Below are 24,647 nucleotides of genomic sequence, written 5' to 3'. Positions count from 1 at the left end.
GGCCGGCGATAATCGGCGTTAGCCGAGCAGTTCGGCGCGGACGGCCGGGTTACCGCCGTTCCCGTTGCCGCCGCCGTTTCCGGCGTTACCGCCGTTTCCGTTGCCCGCTCCGCTGTCGTCGTCGGTGGTCGTGGTTTCCGCGTCGGCGTCGCCGAACCCCCGCTCGAGTTCGACGTCGTCGTCGCCGTCCTCGACGAGCACGGTCAGTTTCGTCGCGTTCGCGGCCACGGCGAACGTCGCGGTGCCGTTGCCGGTCGTCGTCTCGGTCGTCACCGACAGTTCGCCGTCGACGTGCTGGGTGACGCGAACCGAGGCGTTCTCGACCGCGGTGCCGTTCCGCGTCACCGACACGGTGGCGTTCTCGCCGGCCGCGACGCTCCCGACGAACGAGGCGTTCAGCGCCGTCGCCGTCTCGTTCGCGTCGTCACCGGCTCCGCGCTTCTGTTTCTGCTTCTGCGTTTGCTTCTGCTTCCGGTCGCCCGTCTCCCTGATTTCGACCTGGTCGCCCGTGCCGGACTGGCTCACGACGGGCTTCAGGACGTACTTCCCGGAGTTCCCGGCTTTGAACACCGAGATGTCGAAGACGAAGTCGACCTCCTCGCCGTTCCCGACGGTGAACTGCTTCGTGATCTGGAGCTTGCTGGACGGCAGTTTCACCCGCACCGACTCGCCGCTCGTGAGCGTCCCGTCGACGTCGCTGACGTAGACGAACACCTTGTCGTACTGGCCGTCCGGGACGCCGAACGACCCGAGTTTCGAGGCGTTCGCGCCCTGCAGCTCCGTCAGGTCGACCGTGACGTTCGAGACGTCGTACGTGACCTGCCCGTCGGCGCCGGCCTCGGCGGTCGCGTTGGCGTCTGCGTCGCCGTCGGTCGAACTGTTCGCCGCGCCCTCGGCTCTGACGAGCGTCACCTGCGTGACGGTGACGTTGAGGTGTTCGAACTGGTCGATGGCGTTCTGCTGGTCGCTGACGTAGAAGTTCACGGTGCCCGTGCCGTCGCCGCCGCCGGAGCCGGACGGCCCGGTGAGGCCGCCGCTACAGCCCGCGAGCAGCAGCATCAGGGCCGCTCCCACGGCGGCCCAGGTCCTGTGTTCGGTCATGCACGTCGACGTGACGGCCGCGACCCGGTTATAAATAGGACCCCCCGAAGCCCGATTCAGCCGAATTAATCCGGATACGGCGCCGTGAACGGCCGTCGCCGCGGCGCGGCGGTCTCGGGGGCGGTCAGCGGCGGCTGCGGGGACCGGTCCGCGGCGGCGACGGAGCGGCCGCGGTTCGACAGCGTTTCACCGCCGGGCGCCGCAGGTGCGGGCATGACGCTGCGGGTCACTTTCCTCGGGACGAGCGGCGCGGTACCGACCGTGGAGCGCGCGCCGAGCGCGCTGTACGTGAACCGCGAAGGCGACGAACTGCTGTTCGACTGCGGCGAGGGGACCCAGCGGCAGATGATGCGGTTCTCCACGGGCTTCGGCTTCGAGCACGTCTTCTTGACGCACATGCACGGCGACCACATCCTCGGCATCCCGGGGCTCGTCCAGAGCCTCGATTTCAACGACCGCGAGGACCCGCTCACCATCCACGGGCCGCCGGGGTCGAAGCGGACCGTCGAGTCGCTCGTCCGCGCCGGCGACCACGACCCGGGGTTCCCGGTCCGGGTGCGGGAGGTCGCGCCGGGCGACGTCGCCGTCGACCGCGAGGAGTACGAGATACGGACGTTCGAGACGCAGCACCGCACCTCGTCGATGGGGTACGCGCTGGTCGAATCCGACCGGAAGGGCCGGTTCGACCGCGAGAAGGCCGAGGAGGAACTCGGGATTCCGCCGGGGCCGAAGTACGGCACACTGCACAGCGGCGAGCCGGTGGAACTGGACGACGGAACCGTCGTGCAGCCCGACGAAGTGGTCGGGCCGCCGCGGCCCGGCCGGACGTTCGTCTACACCGGCGACACCCGCCCGGTGGAATCGACGGTGGACGCCGCCGCGGACGCGGACCTGCTCGTCCACGACGCGACGTTCACGGAGGCGGACGCCGACCGCGCGCGGCAGACGGCGCACTCGACGGCGAAGGAGGCCGCCGACGTGGCCCGGCGCGCCGACGCGAAACGGCTCGCGCTCGTCCACGTCTCCTCGCGGTACGCCGGCCGCGTCGACGAACTCGAATCGGAGGCGGCGGCGGTGTTCGACGGCGAGGTGTTCGTCCCGGACGACGGCGACGAGGTCGCGGTGCCGTTCCCGGACGGCGACTGACCGGCCGACTCCGCCGCCCGGCCGCCGCGCCGAGCGGCACGGCCAGCACCGTCTCGACGGCCACCGCCGCGACGGCTACCGGCGCGACGAATCCACGTGTACGTTTCTCACACGTGCGCGACGGCTCCCTCATAGCGCCGCTTAAGCCCCGGACGGCGAACCGGTGACGCGATGGCAGCAGCACACGCATCCACGGCGGAGGAGGCCGAACGGACCGTGACGGCGCTGCTCGTGGACCCGCACGAGGAGTTCCGCGCGGCCGCGACGGCGCTGCTCGCACGCGACGACATCGCGGTCACCGGCGCCGCCGGCTTCGACGAGGCCGCACCCGCCGGCGGCGACGTGGACTGCGTCGCGGTCGACCCGCGGGGACGAGACGACGTCGCGCGGGCAGAGTGGGCCGGGCTCGGCGCGCCCGTCGTCGTGGTCACCGGCGCCCGAATCGGCGACGTCCCGGCCGACGTGCGCAGCGCCGCCGCCGCGTACGTCGAGAAGGGGCGCAGTTCGACGTTCCGGCGGTTCGCAGCGACGGTCCGCGGCGTGGTCCGTGCGGACCGGTTCCCGCCGGACCGGGAGCCGTGACCGTCCGACTGCTCCGCGGTGTGACCGTGACCCACGGGGGCCGTGAACACCCGGCAACGGCGCGGAGTTTTTACGCCGCGGCCGACCAATGAACACCGTGAACGCCCGGACGAGCGCGCTCGACTCCGTCGTGTTCGGGGTCGACGTGCAGAGCGGCGACATCCGCGGCGACGCGCCGTCGTACGCACTCGTCGTCTTCGACGGCGAGTCGCTGACGCGGGACGTCGTCAGCCACCGGAAGCTGCGGCGGCTCATCGACTCGGAGGAGCCGGCGCTGGTCGCCACCGACAACATGTACGAGCTCGCGGAGGACAAGTCCGCGCTCGTCCACCTGCTCGGCTCTTTGCCGCACGGCACGCGGCTGGTGCAGGTGACCGGCGCGGAGCGGCCCGAACCGCTCTCGCGGGTCGCCTCCCGCCACGGCGTCCCGTACGGGAAAGAGCCGATGAAGGAGGCCGAGGCCGCCGCGCGGCTCGCCGCCGCGAACGTCGGCTACGAGGTGTCCGCCTTCACCGACACGACGACGGTGAAGGTGTCTCGCGGCCGCTCCACCGGCAAGGGCGGGTGGAGCCAGGACCGGTACACGCGCCGCATCCACGGCAGCGTGAAGCGGCGCGCCCGCCAGGTCGAGTCCGAACTGAAAGACGCGAACCTGGAGTACGACCGCGACGTCACCGAGAAGTACGGCGGCTTCTCGAACGCCGTGTTCACGGTGCAGGGGCGGCCCGAGGACGTCCCGGTGTCCCAGCACCGCTCGGGCGACACCCGCGTCGAAATCGAGCGGGAGCGCCGCGACGGCATCGAGTTCGAGCCGCTGGCGAAGCGCCGCGACCACGTCATCGTCGGCATCGACCCGGGGACGACGACCGCCGCCGCCGTCCTCGACCTGGACGGGAACCCGCTGGACGTGCTGTCGACCCGGACCGCCGACACCGCCGACGTCATCGAGTGGCTCGTCGAGCGCGGCCGCCCGGTCATCGTCGCCGCCGACGTGAACCCGATGCCCGAAACAGTCGAGAAGTTCCGGCGGAGCTTCGACGCCGCCGGCTGGGTGCCCGACGCCGACCTGCCGGTCGACGAGAAGCTCCACCGCACCGAGGACGCCGCCTACGACAACGACCACGAGCGCGACGCGCTCGCCGCCGCGCTGTACGCCTACGACGCCCACGCCGACCAGTTCGACCGCGTCACCCGGAAGGTGCCGGCCGGCATCGAGCGCGGCGAAGTCATCTCGCGCGTCGTCGCCGGCGAGGAGTCGGTCGAGGCCGTGCTGCGCGACCTCTCGGACGACGAGCCGGACGACGACGGCGACGAGGAGCACGAGCAGCGCGAACTCACGGCCGAAGAGCAGCGCATCCGCGACCTGGAGGAGCAGGTCGACCGGCTCCAGTCGCACGTCGACGACCTGAACGACGACCTCGACGCGAAGGACGACCGCATCGAGGAACTCGAAGCGGAGCTGTCGGAGGCGCGCCGCGAGGAGCGCCGCGCGGCCCGCCGGGACCGCAAGGTCACGCGGCTCCGCCGCGACAACGACCGGCTGGAGGACGAACGCGACGAGGCCGAGGCGCGCGTCGAAGAACTGGAGGGGAAACTCGACCGGCTGAAGACGCTGTGGAAGCTCGACCACGACAACTTCGCCGACGTCGCGCAGGGCCGCGACCTCGTCCCGGTGAAGGTGGTCGACCAGTTCACGAAGACCGCCATCGAGCACGCCGACGCCCAGTACGGGCTCGCCGCCGGCGACGTGGTCTACCTCCGCGACGCCTCCGGCGCCGGCCGGGCGACGGCCGAACTGCTCGCGGAGACGGAGCCCCGCGTCGTGCTGCGCTCCGGCGGCCTCTCGGAGGAGGCCGACGAGGTGCTGTTCGACCGCGGCGTCCCGGTCGGCCCCGCGGACGACGTCCAGCTGCAGGAGGTCGACGAGCTCGCCGTCGCCCGCGAGAGCGACGTCGAGGCCGTCGTCGACGACTGGGAGAACCGCGCCGAGGAGCGCGAACGCGAACAGACCGTCGAGATGGTGGACGAAATCATCTCCGAGCACCGCGCCGACGGCGAACGCACCTGACGCGGCCGAGCGCGCCGCGGACCGGGAGCCGGTCGAGCAACACGGACGGCCGGGGCTTCGTGGCACCCCTGATTCTGCGGTCCTTCAGAAAAATATCGGGGAACCGCGTGCAGGCGACGTGACCGCCGCCGCCACAACCCCTCCGTTTCAGGTGGAACGTGACTGTTTACCACGGACCGAAGAAACGGCGGAGCCGGAGCGGGACGCAGCGGCTCCGGCCGGCCTACTCGAGCAGGAGGAGCTGCGGGTTCTCCAGCAGTTCGATGACGCGGTTCGTGAACCGGGCGGCGTCCGCGCCGTCGACGACGCGGTGGTCGATGGAGAGCGACAGCGGCAGCGTGTGCGCCGGGACGACCTGTTCGGACGGCCCGTCGTCGTCCATGAAGCCGCCGTCGTCGACTTCCTTCACGGCCGGGCGCTTTTCGATGGCGCCGAGGCCGAGAATCGCGGTCTCAGGGTAGTTGATGATGGGCGTCGCGTACTCGCCGCCGACGGCGCCGAAGTTCGTGACGGTGAACGTCCCGCCCTGCATCTCCTCGCGGCTCAGCGACCGGTCGCGGGCGCGGCTGGCGAGGTCGTTCACCTCCGACGCGATTTCGAGCAGCCCCTTCTGGTCGACGTCGTCGACGACGGGCACCATCAGGCCGGCGTCGGTCGCGACCGCGATGCCGACGTTGTACTCGGATTTCAGGACGATTTCGTCGTCGTCCTCGCGGAGCTCGGAGTTGAGGTGGCGGTGCTCTTTCAGCGCCGCGACGACGGCTTTCAGCACGAACGGCAGGTAGGTGAGCTTCACGTCGCGTTCGGCGGCGCGCTCTTTGAGTTCGGTCCGCGTCTCCACCAGGTCGTCGATGGTCGCGGTGTCGTGGTGGGTGACGTGCGGCGCCGTGTACTTCGACTGCTGCATCTGCTCGCCGATGGTGCGCCGGACGCCCCGGTACGGAATCGTCTCCGGCTCCGCGCCGGACTCCGCGGCAGCCCCCGATTCTGCGCCGGACTCCGCGGCCGACGGCTCCGCGCCGGACGGTTCGGCTTCCGTCGCCGCTTCGGCCTCCGCCGCTTTCGCTCGCTTCACGGCGTCAGCGTACTGCCGGACCTGCGCCTCGTCGACGAACGCTTCGCCCTCGCGGAGTTCGTCCGTCGGCACGTCGTCGACGTCGACGCCCTCCTCCTCGGCGACGCGGCGGGTGGCCGGCGCGGCGAGCGTCCGGTCGCGGCCCGCGGCTTCGACGCCGCTCGGCGCCGCGCCGCCTTCCTCCGCGCCGCCTGCCGCCGCCGACGCGGACTCCTCGCCGCGCTTCGTCGTCGCCGAGGGCCGCGTCCCGACCTCGACGTCCTTCGGACCGGCCGACTCGGACGCCTCGCCGCCGCCGGATTCGGCGTGCTCGCGGACGTCCGCTTCGGTGATGCGGCCGCTCTGCCCGCTGCCCTGCACGGCCCCGATGTCGACGCCGAGTTCGCGGGCGAGCCGCCGCGCCGACGGCGGCGCGAACACGCGGCCGCTCCCCGGCGCGGGCGCCGCGGACTCCGCAGACTCCGCGGACTCCGCGGACTCCGCGGACTCCTCGGCCGGCGCCGCTTCGGCCTCGGATTCAGCCTCGGCTTCCGCCTCCGTTCCGGCTTCGGCTGCCTCCGAACCGCCTTCCGGTGCTTCTTCGCCGACCTCGAAGGTGATGATGACGTCGCCGACCGGTACCATCTCGCCCTCCTCGGCGAGCAGCTCCTTCACGGTGCCGTCGTACGGGCTCGGCACCTCGACGAGCGCCTTGTCGGTTTCGACCTCGGCGACCGGCTGGTCCTCCGTGACCGTGTCGCCGGGCGAGACGAGCCAGTTGACCAGTTCCCCTTCGGCGACGCCTTCGCCGACGTCGGGGAGTTTGAACTCTTTCGTCGCCATACTCAGAACTCGACCGCCTCCCTGATACCTTCGGCGACCCGCGTCGCGTTCGGCATGTAGTAGTCCTCCATGGCGTACAGCGGGTACGGGACATCGTAGCCCGTGACGCGCTGGACCGGCGCCTCCTGGTACAGCAGCGCCTCCTCCTGGAGAATCGCCGTGATTTCGCCGGCGAGGCCGCCGGTCTTCGGCGCCTCGTGGACGACGCAGGCGCGGCCGGTCTTCTTGAACGACTCGACGATGGCGTCGCGGTCGAGCGGCGAGACGGTGCGGAGGTCGACGACTTCGGCGTCGACGCCGTCCGCTTCGAGTTCCGCCGCGGCGTCCAGCGCGGGCCGGGTCATGGCGCCGTAGCAGAACACGGAGACGTCGCTGCCTTCGCGGCGCACCGCCGCCTCGCCGATGGGGACCTCGTAGTCCGCCTCGGGGACGTCGCCGCGGAACGCGCGGTAGATGAGCTTCGGTTCGAGGAACACGACCGGGTCCGGGTCGCGCATCGCCGAGATGAGCAGCCCCTTCGTGTCGTACGGCGTCGACGGAATCACGACCTTCAGTCCGGCCTCGTGTGCGTAGAACGCCTCCTTCGACTCCGAGTGGTGTTCGGGGGCGCGGATGCCGCCGCCGTACGGGGCGCGCAGCACCATCGGGAGCGTGAACCGGCTCTGCGACCGGGCGCGCAGCCGCGCCATGTGCGAGACGATCTGGTCGAAGCCGGGGTACATGAACCCGGAGAACTGGATTTCCGGGACGGGCTTCATCCCCATCGCCGCCATCCCGATGGCGGTGCCGATGATGCCGGACTCGGCGAGCGGCGTGTCGATGACGCGGTGCTCGCCGAACTCGTCGTACAGGCCCTCGGTGGCGCGGAACACGCCGCCGTTCTTCCCGACGTCTTCGCCCATGACGACGACGTCGTCGTCGCGCTCCATCTCCGTCGCGAGCGCGTCGCGGACCGACTGTACGAGCGTGAGGTTCTGCGTGGCGTCTGTGTCGTGCGTACTCATTGTTACTCCAAGAACGGCTCGTCGCCGTGTTCGTCGCGGAACGCCGCGAACGACTCCGCCTGCTCGCGGAGCCCCGGCGGCTGCTCTGCGTACACGTGGTCGAACATCGATTCGGGGTCGGGGCGCTCCGTGGACTCGGCGGCGTCGATGGCGTCGGCCACCTCGTCTTCGACGGACTCCTGGATGGCGTCGACGCGGTCGTCGTCGAGGATGCCCTGGTTCCGCAGGAACGTCTCCAGCCGCGGAATCGGGTCTTTCGCCTTCCAGCGCTCAACCTCGTCGTCCTCGCGGTACACCGACGGGTCGTCGGCGGTGGTGTGCGCCCCGAACCGGTACTGGACCGCCTCGATGAGCGTCGGGCGGCGCTCGTCCTCGCCGGGGTCTTTCGCCTTCGCGAGCGCCTCCGTCGTCACCTGATACACCGCCAGCGGGTCCATGCCGTCCACGAGAACGCCCTCGAAGCCGTACGCGACGGCTTTCTGCGCGAGCGTCTCGGAGGCCGTCTGCCGTTCGCGCGGCACCGAGATGGCCCACTGGTTGTTGTTGCAGAAGAACACGTTCGGGGTGTCGAAGACGCCGGCGAAGTTCAGCCCCTCGTGGAAGTCGCCTTCGGAGGTGGCGCCGTCCCCGAAGTAGCAGAGGACGGCGGTGTCGGTGTCGCCGCCGTTCCGGAGTTTGTCCGCCCACGCCATCCCGGTGGCGTGCGGAATCTGGGAGGCGATGGGGACGGCGACCGGGAAGATGTTCGCCTCGTCCGGGACGCGGCCGCCGCGGGCGTCGCCCATCCAGTAGAGCAGCGTCTGGTCGAGCGGGAGGCCGCGGACGAGCTGTGCGGCGTGTTCGCGGTACGACGGCACGAGCCAGTCGTCGTCCGCGAGCGCCATCGCGGAGCCGACCTGCGCGCCCTCCTGGCCGGACAGCGGCGGGTACGTCCCCATGCGGCCCTGCCGCTGGAGCGACACGGCGCGCTGGTCGAAGTGGCGGGCCAGCTTCATGTGTCGATACATCGCGACCAGCTCGTCGGCGGACAGGTCCGGGATGTCGCCGACGACGCTGCCGTCCTCGTCGAGCACCTGAACCGTCCCGTCGCGCGGGTCGCGTTCGAGGGTGCTCACGGGTCCCACCTTCGCATGGCTGTAGACTGGCCCGCCCACGGCATAGTGTTTTCGTAAATAGTTTACTGTGAACAGAAATACTGCCGGACGTCGTCGCCCCGTCCAGTTCCCTCCCCGACTTCTGCAAGATTGTCCAGCCAGCCGAGGGACACTTCCGGTGTCGACGGTGAACGACGAAAAATTCCGCTGCGTTCTGGACAAACGATGATTCAGAATACGGGTGGCCCGGCGCGAAGCAGGTGTCGCCGGCGGTCGCCGTCGGCGGCGCGAGTCAGTCGCCGTCGGCGGCGCGCGCCATCGTCCGGGCCTGCTCGGGCGATTCGCCGTCGCGGAGCAGCGCCTCCACGAAGAACTCGCCGGCCTTGTACGACGACCGGACCATCGGGCCGGACGCGCAGTAGAGGAAGCCGAGTTCCTCCTCGGCGACGCACCGCCACGTGTCGAAGACGTCCGGGTGGACGTACTCGGTGACGTCGAGGTGGGACGCCGACGGCTGGAGGTACTGGCCGAGCGTGACGATGTCGACGCCGACCTCCCGGAGGTCGCGGAGCGTCTGGTACACCTCGTGGTCGTACTCGCCGAGGCCGAGCATGATGCTGGTCTTGGTGCGGATGTCGGATTCGCGGTCGACCTGTTCGAGCACGTCGAGCGTCTGCTCGTACGTCGCGCGGCGGTCGCGGACCGGCCACTGGAGCCGGTCGACGGTCTCGACGTTGTGCGCGATGACGTCCGGGCCGGCGTCGATGATTCGGCGGACGGCCGCCTCGTCGCCGCCGAAGTCCGGGATGAGCACCTCGACGAGCGTGTCGGCGTCGCGGCGCTTGATTTCGCGGATGGTCTCGGCGAAGTGCGCCGAGCCGCCGTCGGCGAGGTCGTCGCGGTCGACGGAGGTGAGCACCACGTAGTCCAGCCCGATTTCGGCGACGGCGTCGGCGACGTTCGCGGGCTCGTCGGGGTCGAGCGGCTCCATGCCGCCGGTGGCGACGTCACAGAAGTTACAGCCGCGCGAACACCGGTCGCCCATCAGCATGAACGTCGCGGTACCGGGGCCGTCGCGGCCCGACCAGCAGTCGCCGAGGTTCGGGCAGTTCGCCTCCTCGCAGACGGTGTGGAGGTCGTGCTCGCGCAGCGTGGATTTGATCTCGGTGAAGCGCTGGCCCGCGGGGGGCTGCATCTTCAGCCAGTCCGGCTTCCGCCGCCGACTGCTCATACCGGATGCTTCACCGCCGGCGGCAAAAGGATACGGATGCGTCGACCCCACAGCGACGCGACACGTATCGGTAAATTTTTACTGTCCGGTCAAGAGAAGAAAACGACCGATATGTTCGACGTCTCGACGGAGGAAATAACCGAGGGGTCGCTCGGCAAGGCGCTGGCGTTCCTCTCGATTCCCCTCGTCGCCCAGCAGTTCGCGCTGGTCGCCCAGCAGGTCGTCGACGTGTTCTGGCTCGGCCGGCTGAGCGGCGACGCGGTCGCCGCGGTCGGCCTGACCGCACCGATGATCGGGTTGCTCGCCGCCGTCGTCGGTGCGGTGTACACCGGCGAGCACGTCCTCGTGTCCCAGCGCGTCGGCAACGGCGACGGCGACGGCGCCCGCCGCACCGTGTTCCACGCGCTGCTCGCCGCCGTCGGCAGCATGGCGGTGCTCGCCGTCGTCGCGAACCTCGTCGCGCTCGACGTCACCCGGCTGTTCAACCCCGGCGACGACGTCGCCCGGCTCGCCGCGGTGTACCTCGGCGCCATGGCGGTCGCCTACCTCGTCAGTTCCGTCAGCGACGTCTTCGAGTACGGCTTCCTCGGCGCCGGCGACTCCCGGACGCCGCTCGCGATGAACCTCGTCGCCATCGGCGTCAACATCGTCCTCGACCCGTTCTTCATCTTCGGCTGGAGCGTCTTCCCGCGGCTCGGCATCGCCGGCGCCGCCTACGCGACGCTCGTCGGCTACGCCGTCGGCGGCCTCCTCGGTATCGCGGTGGCGCTGTCGGCCTACGGCGGCTTCGACTTCGACGGCGGCGCGGTCGACGTCGACGTCGCCGAGTTCCGCGAACTCGTCACGGTCGGCGCGCCGAAAGCCGGCCAGAGCATCGCGCGGCAGGTCGCGCGGCTCGTCGTCGTCTCCATCATCTCGGTGACCGGCGGCGCCGCCGCGCTCGCCGCCTACACCGTTGGCGCGCGCGTCGCGACGGTCGCGTTCGTTCCCGCCATCGGGCTGAGCCAGGCGAGCACGACGCTCGTCGGGCAGAACCTCGGCGCCGACCGCGCGGACCGCGCGACGCGAGCGACCTGGCTCGGCGTCGGCGCCGCGACCGTCGGGCTCGGCGCGCTCGGCGCGCTCCAGTGGGCGTTCCCCGGCGTCATCGTCGACCTGTTCATCCCCGGCGCCGACGCCGAAACCGTCCGGTACGCGCTGCTGTACCTGCAGATACTGGCGCTTGGGTACTGGGCGCTCGGCGCCATCTACGCCGTCGAAGCCGGGTTCAACGGCGCCGGCCGCACCGAGGTCAGCATGTACTCGACGATGCTGCAGTACTGGGCGGTCCGCGTCCCGGTCGCCGCCGTCGGCGCGTTCGCGCTCGGCTACGGCGCGCTCGGCCCGTTCTGGGCGGTGACGGTGTCGAACGTCGTCGCCGCGGTCGGCCTCTGCGGCTACTTCCGCTACTCCACCGGCTCCGGCCTGCACGAGCGCGCCGCCGACGACGCCGGGGACTCGTCCGGCACCGCCGCGGACTGAGCCGGTCGTCCGTCCGTCAGAAGTCGACGCCGCGTTCCGGTTCGGGCGGCGCGACCCCGTCGTCGCCGGCGTCGACGTCGAACTCCTCGCTGAGTTCCCGGATGCGGTCGCGGATGTCGGCGGCCAGCTCGAACTCGAGGTTGCTGGCGGCCTCCTCCATCCGGTCTTCGAGCGCCCGAATCCGGGCGTGCGCCTCCTCCTCGTCGGCGACGTCGCTGCCGGCGACGCCGGACGTGTCGGTCTGCGAGCCGGGCAGGTTCGTCTCCCCGACCTCCTTTTCGATGGTCTTGGGTTCGTAGCCGTGCTCCTCGTTGAACTCGCGCTGGATTTCGCGGCGGCGCTGCGTCTCGTCGATGGCGGCCTCCATCGCCTCCGTGGTGTCGTCGGCGTACAGCACGACCTCGCCGTTGACGTTGCGGGCGGCGCGCCCCATCGTCTGCACCAGCGTCGTCTCCGACCGCAAGAACCCCTCCTGGTCCGCGTCGAGGATGGCGACGAGGCTCACCTCCGGAATGTCAAGCCCCTCCCGGAGGAGGTTGATGCCGACGAGCACGTCGATGTCGCCGAGCCGGAGCGACCGGATGAGTTCGTGCCGCTCCAGCGTGTCGGTCTCGTCGTGCATGTACGCGACGTCGACGCCGCTCTCTTCGAGGTACTCGGTGAGGTCTTCGGCCATCCGCTTGGTGAGCGTCGTCACCAGCGTGCGTTCGCCGCGCTCGACGCGGTCGTCGATGCGGTCGAGCAGGTCGTCGACCTGCCCTTTCGCCGGCGCAACCTCGACTTTCGGGTCGACGAGGTGGGTCGGCCGAACGATCTGCTCGACGATCTGCTCGGAGTGCTCCCGCTCGTAGTCGCCCGGGGTGGCCGAGACGTACAGCGTCCGGTTGGTCTTCTCCTGGAACTCCTCGAACGTGAGCGGCCGGTTGTCGTACGCCGTCGGGAGCCGGAACCCGTTCTGCACCAGCGAGTCCTTCCGTGACTTGTCGCCGGCGAACTGCCCCTTTATCTGCGGGATGGTCTGGTGTGACTCGTCGACGACGGTGAGGAAGTCGTCGGGAAAGTAGTCCAGCAGCGTGTACGGGGCGTCGCCGGACTCGCGGTCGGAGAGGTGGACCGAGTAGTTCTCGATGCCGGAGCAGTAGCCGGCCTCCTGCAGCATCTCGATGTCGAACGTGGTGCGCTCTTCGATGCGCTGAGCGGCGACGAGGTCGCCGTTCCGCTCGAAGTACCGCACCCGCTTCTCCATCAGGTCCTCGATCTCGTCGATCGCGGTTTCGAGTTCCGACTCCGGAATCGAGTAGTGCTCCGCCGGGTGGACCATCACGGCCGGCTCCTCGGAGACCACGTCGCCCTGCATCGGGTCGACTTTCAGCATCCGGTCGATCTCGTCGCCCCACAGCTCGATGCGGACGGCGTACCGGCCGTACATCGGGAACACCTCGACGGTGTCGCCGCGGACCCGGAACGTCCCCTGCTGGAAGTCGACGTCGTTGCGCTCGTAGTTGAGGTCGACGAGCCGCGCGAGCAGTTCGTCGCGGCCGACCTGCTCGCCGACCTCCAGTTCGAGCGCCATCGCCCGGTAGTTCGCCGGGTCGCCGAGCCCGTAGATGGCGGAGACGGAGGCGACGACGATGACGTCGTCGCGGGTGAGCAGCGACCGGGTCGCGGAGTGGCGGAGCCGGTCGATCTCCTCGTTGATCGTCATCTCCTTGTCGATGTACGTGTCCGTCTGCTCGACGTACGCCTCCGGCTGGTAGTAGTCGTAGTAGCTGACGAAGTACTCGACGGCGTTGTCCGGGAACAGGTTCTTGAACTCCTCGTACAGCTGCGCCGCCAGCGTCTTGTTGTGCGCGATGACGAGCGTCGGCTGCTGGAGCTGCTCGACGGTCCACGACACCGTGTTCGTCTTCCCGGAGCCGGTGACGCCGAGCAGCGTCTGCTCGGTCATCCCCGACTCGTACCCCTCGACGAGCTGTTCGATGGCTTCCGGCTGGTCGCCGGCCGGGTCGAACGGCGCGTCGACGCGGAACTCGTTGTCCGCTCCGGGCCGGTCCGGCGACAGCGGCCCTTCCGATTCACTCATTGGTCGCGGAAGGCGCCGAAGCCACTTGACGAACGCGGTCGCTCAGCGACCGGTTGGTGGCTGACAGGCGGCACCGTCGGTCCGCTCGCGGAGCAGTGTGCCGCACACCCGCCGTGTGTGCCCCGCGGTCGTCGCTACGTGATACGGGCGTCTGGCCGCGGATTCGTACTTGAACGTTCGGGGCGACTCGGGAGAACAGTCCGCGGTTCGCCGGGCCAGCGGTCCGCGTCCCCGAGAGCGGTGCGGCGTCGGCGGCCGCGCGGTTAGTCGCGGCGAGCGGCCAGCAGCGCAGCACCGACGACCGCGACGACTCCGAGCAGCGCGGTGAACCCGGGGGTAGTGGTCGTAATCGTCGCGTCGGCGGCGGCGCCGGTCTCGGCGTCCGTCGCGGCGGTACCGTCCGCCGTGGTCGTGGCGTCGGTCCCGGCTGAGTCAGAGCCGGGCGAGTCGGTCGGCGTCGCGCCCGGTTCCTCCTGCACCGACGAGTCGACGTTTCGGGCGGCTCCGCGGTTCGGCGCGCCGGCGATTCCGGCGCTGTCTGCGGGCGACACCGTGTTGTTGTCGACGCGGACCGCGCCGGTGGAGCCGTCGAGCGCCGCGTAGCGTATCTGGCCGCTGCTGGCGCCGACGTACAGGATTTCCTGTCGGGCGTCGCCGACCCAGTCGACCGTGGCGACCGGTGCCTTGTCGGCGCCGCCGGCGACCGTGGTCGTGGAGCCGTTCGCGGCGAGCAGCACGACGTCGTTCTCGCCGTCGACGACGGGGAGCCGCGCCTGGCCGTCGCCGTCGAAGTCGGTCAGGGTGCCGACGCCGAGCCCGTTGCTGTCGGCGCCGACGCTGGTGTAGTTCGTCGTCTCGACGTCGCCCGTCGCGCGGTCGAGGTACTTCACCTCGTAGTCGGCGGTCGCGTACACGAGGTCAGCGCCGCCGTCGCCGTCGAACTGGCCGACGCCGAGGACGGCCTGCGCGGGGGAGGCGGGGTCGAGAACGCGGGCGCGCTCGCCGGTCGACGGCTCGACGCGGTAGACGTCGGCGCCGTCGGTCGTCGTGTTGACGTAGACCACCGCGGCGTGACCGTCGCCGTCCCAGTCGGCCGTCGCGAGCCGGGTCAGCTGCTTGTCGGCGACCTGGCTGTCCGTCAGCGCGACCTCCTCGCCGGTCCGGTCGTTGACGTAGACGGTGCCGCTGGAGTCGACGTACGGCACTTCGAGCGCCGGGTCGTCGTCGAGGTCGGCGGGCGGCCCGAGGATTTCGGCGGTCGTGGACTCCTCGACGACGTGGCTCGCGCCGTCGGCGCCGACGAGCGTGAGCTGGCTCGTGCTCGTGTCGACGTACGCGAACGCGACGCCGCCGGAGACGTTCGCGGTGCTGGCGCCGGTGGTGCTGGCGGCGATGCTGGTACTGCCGGTGGTTGCGGCCGCCGGTGACGCGGCCGCTTCGGGCTGGTGAGCGGGGTCGGGTGCCGCCGCGGCTGCTCCGCCGGCCGTCACCGCCGCCAGAACCAGCAGCCCGGTCAGCACCGCCGAACGCAGTCGCTGAGTGGTCTCGTCGGTCATGCTGGGGACACCTGTTGTCGTGTCCAGCGCGGACTCGTCAAAAGGCCTGACGGCCGGGCGGATGCAGCGGGACGGGACGGGGAGGGGACGAGCGGGTTTCCGTGTAGCTGCCGGCTCAGCAGACGTTCTTCGGCTGGACGCCCATGCCTTCGAGCGTGTCGACGTAGTCGTCGTAGGCGGCTTCGACGACGGCGTCGGCGGCGTTGCGGGCGGCGGCCCAGTCGTCGTCGGTGTCGCACAGTTCGGCGAGCAGGTCGAGCGCGTCCTCGCGGCGCCCGTCGAGGTCGTCGCGGTGGCCGCGGAACTCGGCTGCGGTGGTCGGGTCGGCGTCGCCGACGAAGAAGCCGACGGCCTGCGCGACGCGCGTGTGCGCGAGGAGGCACCGGGCGTACAGGCCGCCGGCGCGCGCCGTCGACGCGTCCAGGTCGGCGAGCGTCTCGTACTCCGGGTAGTCGCGGTCCGCCGGCCCGTCGTCCGGCGCGACGGCGTCGCGGGCGTCGCGGGACTCCTCGGCGACGGCGCCGAAGAGCGCCGCCGCGTCGCCGCTCCCCTCGTCGGCGCTCCACGCCTCGAACGTCTCCGCGGCGGCGTCGTACTCGGCGGCGACGGCGCCGCGGACCGCGTCGGCCGCCATCTCGCCGCCCGTCAGCGCGTACAGCGACTTCGACGAGCCGAGCCGGGACAGCGGCGTCTCGTGAGCGTCGCGAACCTCGTCGTCGAAAGCGTCAGCGTCCATGCGGACAGCTAGGTGAGTCGGGCGCTTGAAACCCCCGGCAGCGGGCCGGGCGGCCCCCGAACCGAACTGCTCGCGAGGCGACGGTCGGTCGGCGGTCAGTCTGTCGGTCAGTCGGTCGGCGGTCGGTCCGTCGGCGGTACGCTTAGGGCGGACGGCCGGGAGTGTCCCCACATGTCGGACTCCCCGCCGTCCGTCGGCGGCGCGCTGACCGCCGCCGGCCGCGTCCTCCTCGACCGCCCCGCCGCAGTACTGCCCGCGTACCTGCTCGCGCTCGGCGTCCTGCCGGCGGCGCGCGTCCCGCTGCTGACCGCCGCGGGCGTCGCCGTCGCGCTGCTCGCCCGCGCCGGCCGCATCGAGCCGGTCGCCGAAGCGTACGTCGACGCCCAGCGCGCCGCGGACGACGAATCCATCGTCTCCGGCGGCACGCTGCCGCCCGAACTCACCGAGGCGGCGGCCGGGCTCGCGACGCCGACGGTCGGCGCGCTGCTCGTCGCCGGCCTCCTCGGCGCGGTCGTGGTCGCGCTGCTCGGTCGCGGCGTCGCCGCCGCCATCACCCACGAGACCGTGTTGGCGGCGCTGAACGGCCGCGACGACCCGCTCGCCGCGGGCGTCGCCGGCGCGGCGCGGTGGCGGACGTTCCTCGGACTGACGCTGCTCCGCGGCGCGCTGCCCGTCGCCGGCCTCGGCGTCGCAGTCGTCGCCGCGGTCGGGCTCGCCGCGACCGGCACCGCAGTCGGCGTCGTCGCCGGCGTCCTCGTCGCGCTGCTCGGCGTGCTGTTCGCCGTCGCCGTCGCCTTCCTGCTGGCGTTCGCGCCCGCCGCGGTCGTCGTCGACGACGTCGGCGTCGGCGGCGCGGTCCGCGGCAGCGTCGGCTTCATCCGGCGGCGTCCGGTCCGCGCCGTCGCGTACGCGCTCATCGCCGCGGGCGCCGTGGTCGCCGCCGGCGTCGCCGCCGCGGCGCTGAACGTCGCCGCCGCGGGGCGCGTCGTCGGCGTCGCGGTTCCGCTGCTCCTGACGCCGGTCCTCGACGCGTTCGTCGTCGCGCTGTACGGCGACGCGTCGCTGCCCGCCGCCGACCGCAGCAGCGCGCGGAGCCGCGTCGCGTCGGCGGTCGCGGACGGCTGCCGGGCGCTCGCCGGGTTCGTGCGCGGCCACGTCGCCGCCACCGTCGCCGCCGCGGCCGTGCTGGTTGCCGGTCTCGCCGCGGGCTACGGGCTGACGGCGCCGTACGACGTCCGGCTGCCGGTCCCCGACGACGTCGCCGGGACGTTCGGCGCCGTCCCCGTCGGGCCGTTCGTCACCATCGCCGCGAACAACTGGCTGGTCGGCGTCAGCGGCGCGTTCGGCGGCCTCGCGTTCGGGGTGCCGGCCGTGACCGGTCTGGTGTTCAACGGCGCGCTGATCGGGGCGCTCGCCGGAATCTACGACCGGACGGCGTTCCTCGCGCTCGTCGCGCCCCACGGCGTCGTCGAACTCCCGGCGCTCGCCGTCTCCGCCGCGGTCGGCCTCCACCTCGGCGCCGTCGGGTGGCGCGCCGTCCGCGGCCGGACCACCGCGGCGGCCGTCGCCGACGAACTCCGGCGGGCGACGCGGGTGTTCGTCGGCCTCGCCGTGGTGTTCGTCGCCGCGGCGTTCGTCGAAGCGTTCGTGACGCCGCGCGTCGCGGCGCTCGTGCTCGGCTGAGTCGCGGGCGACGCTGCTCGTCGCCGGAGCGAATCGAGAGGAAACGGGGACGGGGAGACGCGTCGAGGCGGAGAGAAAGCGGAAACAGAGAGACGCGTCGAGACGGGGTCGTCGTCGCGGACGCGGATGGAGGCGGCGGCGTTACTCGCCGCTGCCGGTCTCGATGGGGGCGCGCACGAGGTTGCCCCACTCGGTCCACGAGCCGTCGTAGTTGACGGCCTGGTCGGCGCCGACGAGTTCGTGCAGCGCGAACCAGGCGACGGAGGAGCGTTCGCCGATGCGGCAGTAGGCGACGATTTCGTCGTCGCCCTCGGCGAGCACGTCGCTGTAGAGCTCTTCGAGCTCCTCTGCGGACAGGAACTTGCCCTCTTCGTCGGTGACGTCGGCCCACGAGATGTTGCGGGCGCCGGGGATGTGGCCGCCGCGCTGGGCGGTCTCCTGCAGGCCCGGCGGGGCGAGGACCTCGCCGCTGTACTCCTCGGGCGAGCGGACGTCGACGAGCGGCACGTCGGCGTCGATGGCGTCCTGGACGTCGTCGCGGTACGCGCGGATGGACTCGTCGGCCTCGTCGGCGTCGTAGTCGGTCTCCGGGAACGACGGCACCTCGTCGGTGGTCGGGTAGTCGTTCTCCACCCAGTACTCGCGGCCGCCGTCGACCAGTTTCACGTCGTCGTGGCCGTAGTACTTGTACTCCCAGTAGGTGTACGCGGCGAACCAGTTCGAGTTGTCGCCGTACAGGACGACCGTGGTGTCCTCGGAGATGCCGTGCGACTCGTTCAGTTCCTCGAAGTCGTCCTGCTTGAGGACGTCTCGCTCCACCTGGTCTTGGAGCTGCGTCTCCCAGTTGAAGCCGATGGCGCCGGGGGCGTGGCTCTCGTCGTACGCCTCCGTGTCCACGTCGACTTCGACCAGCCGATACGCCGGGTCGTCGGACTGGAACTCGTCGAGGTGGTCCTCCACCCACTCCGGAGAGACGAGTACGTCCTTCGCGTAGTCTGACATTGCGTTCCGGTGTACGTGTTCGCCCGTCATAATACCCGCAGCACCGGCAGACCCGGCCATTCGTTTCGCGAACAGGCAAGTATTTCTGGTTGTTTCGCGGTGTCGGCGAGGCTACGTCTCGCTCCCCGGACACTGCGGCGGGGTCGCCGTGACGCCGGCGCCAACTTCCGGCAACAAGTTCCGGTTCGGGGGACGCCCGGGAAGGGTCGCCGCGTCGGCCGTGCTTTTCCCCGGGCGGCGCCAAGCGGCGGCATGGACATCTTCGCCTCCGCCGACGCGGTCGCCGACCGCCTCGGCGACGACGACCTGGTCGTCGTGGACGTCCGCGACGGCTGGGAGTACGACGGCATCGGTCACGTCCCCGGCGCCGTCTCGGTTCCGTTCGACGAGTTCCGCGTCGGCGACGACGGCATGCTGCCCGAGCCGGACGACTGGGCCGCGCTGCTGTCGGCCGCCGGCGTCGACGCCGGCGACGACGTCGTCGCCTACGACGACACCCACGGCGTCTTCGCCGCCCGGTTCGTCGTCACCGCGGAGCTGTACGGCCACGACCCCGAGCGGCTCCACGTGCTCGACGGCGACTACAGCAGCTGGAGCCGCGAACACGCCACCAGCACCGACGCGGTCGACCCGGAGCCGACCGACTACGCCGTCGCGGAGCCGACGGACGCCCCGCTGGTCGGCTTCGACGAGGTCGAGCGGCTGCTCGGCCGCGACGACGTCGTGGTCGTCGACACCCGCGAACCCGAGGAGTACGCCGACGCGCACCTCCCCGGCGCCGTCCAGCTCGACTGGAAGGAGCTCGTCGACACCGACACCCGCGGCCTGAAACCGCGGGACGCGCTCGAAACAATCCTCGCCGGCGCCGGCGTCACCCCCGACAGGCGGGTGCTCCTGTACTGCAACACCGCGCGCCGCATCAGCCACACCTACCTCGTGTTGCGACACCTCGGCTACGACGACCTCCTGTTTTACGAGGGCAGCCTCACCGAGTGGACCGACCGCGGCGGCGACGTCGTCTCCGAACGCGACGAGTGACGGCCGCGGTCGCCGCGCTGCGCCGAGTCAGCGCTCGGACGGCTCGTCGCCGCCGGACTGCTCGGTCGGCGTCGCCGCCGCGGACTCCGTCGCCGCAGACCCCGTCGCCGCGGCGGCCGGGTCGACCGGGTCGGGCGGCGCTGATTCGGCGAGGGTCGTCTGCTGTGAGGACGGCCCGGCCGACAGCAGCGCGACGACCTCGGCGAGCAGCGCGACGACGAGCGGCCCGACGACGAAGCCGACGGCGCCGAGCGTCAGCAGGCCGCCGGTGAAGCCGACGAAGTACAGCGACACCGGGAGGTCAGTGGTTTCGCCGGCGAGCCGCGGCCGGATGACGGCGTCGGGCGCGAAGCCGACGAAGACGAGTCCGAGCACCGTGACGAGGAGCGCGCGGACGACGTTGCCGACGACGAGGTCGTAGCCGGCGAGCGCGGCGACGACGATGCTCGGGCCGACGACGGGGACGAACTGGAGGACGCCGGCGGCGACGGCGAGCGCGAACGGCGACTGGTAGCCGAGCGCGGCGAACACGACGAACGCGACCGCGAACGTCCCGACGGCGGTCGCGGCCTGCAGGACGTAGATGGCGCGGAGCGTCTGGGCGGTGCGGCGGTGCAGCGCCAGCACGATGTCGTGGTACTCGGCGGGTGCGAGCCGGAGCATCGCGGCGCGGGGCGCCGACGGGTCGTACAGCAGCCCGTAGACGACGAGCACGAACAGCATCACTTTCAGCGCGAGCACCGGGGCGGCGCTGGCCGCGGCGCGGCCGATGGGTCGGAGGACGTCGACGAGCAGGTCGAACAGGGGCCCGGTTTCGACGACGTAGGTGAAGCCGGCGAGCGTCACCGGGATGGACTCCGGGAGCGACGACAGGAACGTCAGGATGCCGTCGAGTTGCCGGTAGACGAGGTAGACGAGCGGCGCCGCGGTGACGACGACGGCGACGAACGCGGCGCCGGTCGCGGCCGCAGCGGCGACGCGGCGCGAACCGCCGCGCTCGCGGACCTCCCGACGCACCGGGCGGAGGACGTACGCGACCGTGACGGCGAACACGACGGTCTGGACGACCTCGGCGAGCACCACCCCCGTGACGACGAGGAGGCCGGCGAGCAGCCACCCGAGCGCGGCGCGACGGCTGAGTTGCACGTCAGCACAGCCAGCGCCGACCCCCTAAACCGTTCCCCCGACCGGAGGAAGCGCCGAGCCCGAGTCGGCCGTCGGCGTCGGAGGCGGTGACACGCGACCGTAGCCCCTAAACCGTCGCCGCGCGCCGAACGATACGATGGAGGCAACGCTGGATGGCGGCGTCGTCACGGCGGGGGGCGACGCGCGGCAGCGGTTTCACGACTCGCGCGGCTACGGTCGAGCGCGCGGCGCCGAGGTCGACCTGGCGCGCGTCGAGGCCGCACACCTGCTGTACCGCGGCGACATCGACGCCGTCGACGGCATGGGGTTCCGGGAGTTCTTCGTCGACTCCGTCCGCGCCGCCGACCGGTTCGCGGCGCGGTTCCTGACGTACGCCGACGTCCGAGAGCGCGGCTTCTACGTCTCGCCGACCCGCGACGGATGGCCGGGCGGCGCGGCCGCCGGCAGCAGCGGAGGCGACGCAGGCGGCGAAGGCAGCGGAGGGAGCGGCGGCGACCGCGACTCAGACCGCGGAGACGGCGACCGCGACTCAGACCGCGGAGACGGCGACCGCGGCGGCGACGTGGATTTCGCGGTGTACGCCCGCGGGGAGAAGCCCGGCGGCGACGTCGCGTATCGGCTGCGCGTCGTCGGCGAACGCGCCGAACTGGCCGCCGACCGGCTCGACGGCGTGACGCTCGCCGTCGTCGACGAGGAGAGCGAGGTGACGTACTTCGACTGCACCGCCGGCGGCGGCTTCGACGGCGCCACCGACTACGACCTGCCGCGCGGCGTCGAGGCGGACCTGCTGGACGACCGGGCGGTGTGCTGGGAGCCGCCGGCGTCGCTGTACGGCTCGGCGTTCTACGGCCAGCCCGTCTCCGGCCGCGACGCCGCCGCCGTCGACGCGCTCCAACTGTCGCTGCTCGAAGCCGCGGACCTCGCCGAGCGCGGCGCCGTCGACCTCGACGCCGACGACGTCGTCGCCCGCGGCCGCGACGTGGAGGGCGACAGGTTCGACCGGCGGCTCGGCGTCTACCGGCGACTGCGCGACCGCGGCGTCGTCCCGAAGACCGGCTACAAGTTCGGCGCCGACTTCCGGACGTACGACGACGTCGACTCCGTGGAGTCGCTGCCGCACTCGGAGGCGCTTGTCCGGGTGGTGCCGGCGGACCACCGGTTCGACCCGCGGGAACTGGCGCTGGACGTCAGACTGGCGGGCGGCGTCCGGAAGCGAATGGTTTTTGCGCTGGCCGGCGACGACTCGGTCGCGTACCTGACGGTCGCGCGACTCACCCCGTAGCGATGACTGACGATACAGCATGACCGACGACGACACCGCCCCCGACGGGGGTACGACCGACGACGCATCGAGCGCAGCAACCGACGGTGGCGTGGCGCTCGACCCGTGGGGGTCGGCGGCCGTCGACGACTACCCGAAGCTGTTCGAGGAGTTCGGCATCGAGGACTTCGCGGACGTCATCGACGAGACGCCGGACCCGCACTACCTGATGCGGCGGAAGGTCATCTTCGGGCACCGCGGCTACGACGCCGTCGCCGAGGCGCTCCGGAACGACGAGCCGGCCGCGGCGCTGTCCGGCTTCATGCCGACCGGCGACCCGCACATCGGCCACAAGCTCGTCTTCGACGAACTCATCTACCACCAGCGCGCCGGCGCGGACACCTACGGGCTCATCGCGGACCTCGAAGCCCACTCGGCGCGCGGCATGACGTGGGACGACATCGACGAGCACGCCCGCGACTACCTGCTGAGCCTCATCGCGCTCGGCTTCGACCCCGAGGAGGGGACGCTGTACCGGCAGTCCACGAACCGGGAACTCCAGGACCTCGCGTTCGAACTCGGGTCGAAGGCGCGGTACGCCGAGTTCGAAGGCATCTACGGGTTCGGCGGAGAGACGTCGGTGTCGCACATGCAGTCGGTCGTCACGCAGATGGCCGACATCCTCTATCCGCAGCTAGTCGACGAGCCGAAGCCGACCGTCATCCCGGTCGGCCCCGACCAGGACCCGCACGTCCGGTTCGCCCGCGACCTCGCCGCCCGCATGCGGTACTTCAAGGTCACCGAGGCGTACGCGAGCTTCGAACTCGACGACGACGAGCGCCAACTGCTCGCGCAGGTGTACGACTCGCTCGCCGACAGCGACGCGGACGGTGACGACCCAGACGGTGATGACACGGGCGGCGACGGCGACGACGACGCGGACGACACGCTCCGCTGTGAGGACGCCGCGGAGCGGCTCCGGGAAGCCGACACGGACGAGCAGCCGTGGGGAGCCGACCCGGCGACGACGGAGTCGCTGCTCGAAAAGCTCGACAACGCCGGGATGGAGCCGCTCCGGCCGCGCGTCCGGTTCCTCGACCGGAACGCGACCGACGAGGCGTTCGACGCGCTCGTCGACGCCGTCGACGGCGAAAAGCGCGTCTTCGAGGCGCACGTCGACAGCTTCGACCTCGACCGGGCGGCGGCGGAGGCGCTGGCCCGCGAGGTCGAAGTCGACGCCGGCGGCTTCGGCTTCGTCGCGCCGTCGTCCATCTACCACCGCTTCATGACGGGGCTGACCGGCGGGAAGATGTCGTCGTCGGACCCGGCGTCGCACATCTCGCTGCTCGACGACCCCGAGGAGGGGTACGACAAGGTGAAGGCGGCCGCGACCGGCGGCCGCGAGACCGCGGAGAAGCAGCGCGAACTCGGCGGGAAGCCCGACGAGTGCCCGGTGTACGAGCTGTACGCCTACCTGCTCGCCGGCGACGACGACGAGTTCGCCGAGAAGGTGTACGAGGAGTGCGCGAACGGCGACCGGCTCTGCGGCGGCTGCAAGGAGCAGGCCGCCGAACTGATGGAGGAGTTCCTCGCCGAACACCAGGAGAAGCGCGAGGAGGCCGAGGAGCTGCTCGCGGACCTCGACGTCGACCTCGACGTCGCCGAGAGCCGCCGCAGCATCACGCCGAGCGCCGAGGAGTAGCCGCGACCGTCCCTCCGTTTTTCTCGACCGAGCTACCGGGATTCGTCAGCGTCGACGTCGGCGTCAGCATGGTTGCCGACGTCGCCGTTGATGTCAGTATCGCCGCCGCCGTCAGCGTCGGCGTCGGCGTCGCCGTCAACACCATCAGCACCGGCATCGACTTCGGTATCGGCACCGGCATGGTTGTCGGTATCGGCATCGGCTTCGGAATCAGCGGCGGCGTCCGCTGCGTTGTCGTCTCCGGTTGCGTCGTCGCCGCGGAGTCGTTCCGGCGGGGTCTCCGTGGGGGCGTCGAGTTCCTCGCGGACGAACGCGCCGACGTAGCCGCCCGCGGCGCCGAGGACGACGCCGTAGAGGCCGACGGCGACGAACAGGACCAGGAACAGCGCGACGAACACGAGGACGCCGCTCCGCATCCCGGGGCCGACGATGACGAAGACGCTCACGACGAGCGACCCGAAGACGGCGCCGACGACGCCAACGACGACGCCCGAGAGCGCGCCGGTCACGGCGCTGTCGCGTCGGTCAGTGCCCTGCAGGTAGCCCGCAGCCGCCCCGCCGAGCGCCGGCGAGAACGGGAGGAAGAACAGGACGAGCGAGACGACCGCACCGATAGCCGCGTTCAGAGCCGTATCCCCGTCTGACATAGCGGCTACAAGCACCGCTGCGGGGATAAACGGCGCGGCGGCGGGTCGGGCCGTCCGTTCGACCCGGCAGTCTGCCCCTGTTCCGACTCCGCTCGGCCGTCCGGCCAGTGCCGACTCGACTCGGCAGTCGGACCCGGCGGCTCGGCGTC

The 24,647-nt window shown here is 71.4% G+C and carries 19 protein-coding genes; 8 read left to right on the top strand and 11 right to left on the bottom strand.

The window, feature by feature from the left end:
* Nucleotides 1-18: 18 nt before the first annotated feature.
* Nucleotides 19-1,101 carry a DUF4382 domain-containing protein gene (locus ACQUST_RS00240; RefSeq protein ID WP_435123738.1) on the bottom strand — a complete coding sequence of 361 codons (1,083 nt, stop codon included), beginning with the start codon at nucleotides 1,099-1,101 and terminating at the stop codon, nucleotides 19-21.
* A gap of 213 nt (nucleotides 1,102-1,314) precedes the next feature.
* Between ACQUST_RS00240 and rnz the strand changes: the two genes are divergently transcribed.
* The 3 genes from rnz to ACQUST_RS00225 all read left to right on the top strand — a co-directional run bounded on the left by rnz (nucleotide 1,315) and on the right by ACQUST_RS00225 (nucleotide 4,897).
* Entirely contained in the window at nucleotides 1,315-2,247 is a 933-nt protein-coding gene (gene rnz / locus ACQUST_RS00235; RefSeq protein ID WP_435123736.1) for a ribonuclease Z, read from the top strand.
* A gap of 171 nt (nucleotides 2,248-2,418) precedes the next feature.
* Nucleotides 2,419-2,829 (top strand): hypothetical protein, encoded by a 411-nt coding sequence (locus ACQUST_RS00230; protein WP_435123735.1) that lies wholly within the window; start codon nucleotides 2,419-2,421, stop codon nucleotides 2,827-2,829.
* Between the two features lie 97 nt (nucleotides 2,830-2,926).
* A complete protein-coding gene (locus ACQUST_RS00225) occupies nucleotides 2,927-4,897 on the top strand; it encodes a DUF460 domain-containing protein (protein ID WP_435123734.1) in 1,971 nt (656 codons plus the stop codon).
* Nucleotides 4,898-5,120: 223 nt separating this feature from the next.
* On the opposite strand, the gene ACQUST_RS00220 is transcribed toward ACQUST_RS00225, so the two are convergent.
* The 4 genes from ACQUST_RS00220 to lipA all read right to left on the bottom strand — a co-directional run bounded on the left by ACQUST_RS00220 (nucleotide 5,121) and on the right by lipA (nucleotide 10,123).
* Nucleotides 5,121-6,794, bottom strand: coding sequence for a dihydrolipoamide acetyltransferase family protein (locus ACQUST_RS00220; protein WP_435123732.1), 1,674 nt, complete (start codon nucleotides 6,792-6,794; stop codon nucleotides 5,121-5,123).
* Between the two features lie 2 nt (nucleotides 6,795-6,796).
* Nucleotides 6,797-7,798 carry an alpha-ketoacid dehydrogenase subunit beta gene (locus ACQUST_RS00215; protein ID WP_435123730.1) on the bottom strand — a complete coding sequence of 334 codons (1,002 nt, stop codon included), beginning with the start codon at nucleotides 7,796-7,798 and terminating at the stop codon, nucleotides 6,797-6,799.
* 2 nt (nucleotides 7,799-7,800) lie between these two features.
* Nucleotides 7,801-8,913 carry a pyruvate dehydrogenase (acetyl-transferring) E1 component subunit alpha gene (pdhA, locus tag ACQUST_RS00210; protein ID WP_435123728.1) on the bottom strand — a complete coding sequence of 371 codons (1,113 nt, stop codon included), beginning with the start codon at nucleotides 8,911-8,913 and terminating at the stop codon, nucleotides 7,801-7,803.
* Between the two features lie 271 nt (nucleotides 8,914-9,184).
* Complete coding sequence (gene lipA, locus ACQUST_RS00205) at nucleotides 9,185-10,123, bottom strand: lipoyl synthase (protein WP_435123727.1); 939 nt, start codon at nucleotides 10,121-10,123, stop codon at nucleotides 9,185-9,187.
* Nucleotides 10,124-10,234: 111 nt separating this feature from the next.
* Between lipA and ACQUST_RS00200 the strand changes: the two genes are divergently transcribed.
* Nucleotides 10,235-11,644 carry an MATE family efflux transporter gene (locus ACQUST_RS00200; RefSeq protein WP_435123725.1) on the top strand — a complete coding sequence of 470 codons (1,410 nt, stop codon included), beginning with the start codon at nucleotides 10,235-10,237 and terminating at the stop codon, nucleotides 11,642-11,644.
* A 16-nt stretch (nucleotides 11,645-11,660) separates the two neighbouring features.
* Here ACQUST_RS00200 and uvrB read toward each other — a convergent pair whose 3' ends face one another.
* The 3 genes from uvrB to ACQUST_RS00185 all read right to left on the bottom strand — a co-directional run bounded on the left by uvrB (nucleotide 11,661) and on the right by ACQUST_RS00185 (nucleotide 16,019).
* Complete coding sequence (gene uvrB / locus ACQUST_RS00195) at nucleotides 11,661-13,727, bottom strand: excinuclease ABC subunit UvrB (RefSeq protein ID WP_435123723.1); 2,067 nt, start codon at nucleotides 13,725-13,727, stop codon at nucleotides 11,661-11,663.
* Nucleotides 13,728-13,990: 263 nt separating this feature from the next.
* Nucleotides 13,991-15,283, bottom strand: a complete 1,293-nt coding sequence (locus ACQUST_RS00190; protein WP_435123722.1) for a PGF-CTERM sorting domain-containing protein — start codon at nucleotides 15,281-15,283, stop codon at nucleotides 13,991-13,993.
* A gap of 115 nt (nucleotides 15,284-15,398) precedes the next feature.
* Nucleotides 15,399-16,019, bottom strand: coding sequence for a transcription antitermination protein (locus ACQUST_RS00185; RefSeq protein ID WP_435123720.1), 621 nt, complete (start codon nucleotides 16,017-16,019; stop codon nucleotides 15,399-15,401).
* 171 nt (nucleotides 16,020-16,190) lie between these two features.
* Between ACQUST_RS00185 and ACQUST_RS00180 the strand changes: the two genes are divergently transcribed.
* Entirely contained in the window at nucleotides 16,191-17,702 is a 1,512-nt protein-coding gene (locus ACQUST_RS00180) for a stage II sporulation protein M (protein WP_435123718.1), read from the top strand.
* A 141-nt stretch (nucleotides 17,703-17,843) separates the two neighbouring features.
* Here the strand turns inward: ACQUST_RS00180 and ACQUST_RS00175 are convergent, their stop codons facing one another.
* Nucleotides 17,844-18,704 carry a sulfurtransferase gene (locus tag ACQUST_RS00175; protein WP_435123717.1) on the bottom strand — a complete coding sequence of 287 codons (861 nt, stop codon included), beginning with the start codon at nucleotides 18,702-18,704 and terminating at the stop codon, nucleotides 17,844-17,846.
* 252 nt (nucleotides 18,705-18,956) lie between these two features.
* Here ACQUST_RS00175 and ACQUST_RS00170 point away from each other — a divergent pair, with 252 nt between their 5' ends.
* Nucleotides 18,957-19,742, top strand: coding sequence for a sulfurtransferase (locus tag ACQUST_RS00170; protein ID WP_435123716.1), 786 nt, complete (start codon nucleotides 18,957-18,959; stop codon nucleotides 19,740-19,742).
* A gap of 27 nt (nucleotides 19,743-19,769) precedes the next feature.
* On the opposite strand, the gene ACQUST_RS00165 is transcribed toward ACQUST_RS00170, so the two are convergent.
* Nucleotides 19,770-20,888 carry an AI-2E family transporter gene (locus ACQUST_RS00165; RefSeq protein ID WP_435123714.1) on the bottom strand — a complete coding sequence of 373 codons (1,119 nt, stop codon included), beginning with the start codon at nucleotides 20,886-20,888 and terminating at the stop codon, nucleotides 19,770-19,772.
* Nucleotides 20,889-21,024: 136 nt separating this feature from the next.
* Here ACQUST_RS00165 and endA point away from each other — a divergent pair, with 136 nt between their 5' ends.
* Entirely contained in the window at nucleotides 21,025-22,170 is a 1,146-nt protein-coding gene (endA, locus tag ACQUST_RS00160) for a tRNA-intron lyase (RefSeq protein ID WP_435123712.1), read from the top strand.
* Between the two features lie 19 nt (nucleotides 22,171-22,189).
* Nucleotides 22,190-23,851 carry a tryptophan--tRNA ligase gene (locus tag ACQUST_RS00155; RefSeq protein ID WP_435123710.1) on the top strand — a complete coding sequence of 554 codons (1,662 nt, stop codon included), beginning with the start codon at nucleotides 22,190-22,192 and terminating at the stop codon, nucleotides 23,849-23,851.
* Between the two features lie 32 nt (nucleotides 23,852-23,883).
* Here the strand turns inward: ACQUST_RS00155 and ACQUST_RS00150 are convergent, their stop codons facing one another.
* Complete coding sequence (locus tag ACQUST_RS00150) at nucleotides 23,884-24,498, bottom strand: DUF5518 domain-containing protein (RefSeq protein WP_435123708.1); 615 nt, start codon at nucleotides 24,496-24,498, stop codon at nucleotides 23,884-23,886.
* Nucleotides 24,499-24,647: the final 149 nt, after the last annotated feature.

This window comes from Halobaculum sp. D14 (assembly GCF_051195135.1).
Taxonomy (GTDB): Archaea; Halobacteriota; Halobacteria; order Halobacteriales; family Haloferacaceae; genus JBNTKA01.
Note: the sequence above shows the minus strand (reverse complement) of the source record. Positions and strands in the feature narration are given on the sequence as shown.